Source organism: Bradyrhizobium sp. Ses1, from assembly GCF_059512365.1.
This window is the reverse complement of the sequence record NZ_JCAMOQ010000188.1, coordinates 1-764: the sequence shown is the minus strand read 5'-3', so window position 1 is coordinate 764 and position 764 is coordinate 1. Positions and strand designations below refer to the sequence as shown.

Below are 764 nucleotides of genomic sequence, written 5' to 3'. Positions count from 1 at the left end.
AACCGAGCGCCCTGGCCGACGCGAGATTGGATCCAGATTCGTCCGCCATGCATTTCCACAATGCGCTTTACGATTGCGAGGCCCAACCCCGCGCCTCCCTTCGTCTTGGTGATCGAGTTATCCACCTGCTGGAATTCCTGGAAGATTCTGGCTTGGTCCGCCTCGTCGATGCCAGGTCCTGTGTCCTGAACAGAAAAGACATAGGAATCTGCCTTCGCCTCCACTTCTATTCGGACCTCTCCCCGGTCTGTGAATTTGATCGCGTTACCAACGAGATTGAACAGGGCCTGAGCGAGCCTGCGTTCGTCTCCCCGCGCGGGCGGCAAGCCAGCGGGAACGGCAATTCTCAAACTCAGGTTCTTGTCCGCGGCGAGCGACTCAACGGAGGTATGGACAACATTTACCAGCTCCTCCACCGAATAGTCGGCCAGCGAAAGCCGAAGCTGTCCGGCCTCAATCTTGGAGAGGTCGAGGACGTCGTTGATGAGCCCGAGCAGATGTCTGCCGTTCCGTTGGATCCTTTCGATGGCGGGGCGCATCTTCTCTGGCGGATCGCCGTATATGCCGTCCAGCATGAGCTCCGAAAAGCCGAGTACCGCGTTCAAGGGTGTCCGCAATTCATGACTCATGTTTGCGAGGAACTGCGATTTGTGTCGGCTCGCCTCCTCAAGGCTCCGGTAGAGCTGCTGCAGCTCGTCGCAGGTCGAATTAACGTGCGCCGCAAGCTCCCCGAGCTCGTCCCGATTGGGCACCTCTATGCGCTG

At 58.6% G+C, this 764-nt stretch carries 1 protein-coding gene; it reads right to left on the bottom strand.

All coding sequences use genetic code 11. The annotated features are described in order from the left end of the window. On the bottom strand, positions 1 to 764 hold a 764-nt coding region (locus AC5ZG5_RS46295), incomplete at both ends, for a sensor histidine kinase (RefSeq protein WP_496165582.1).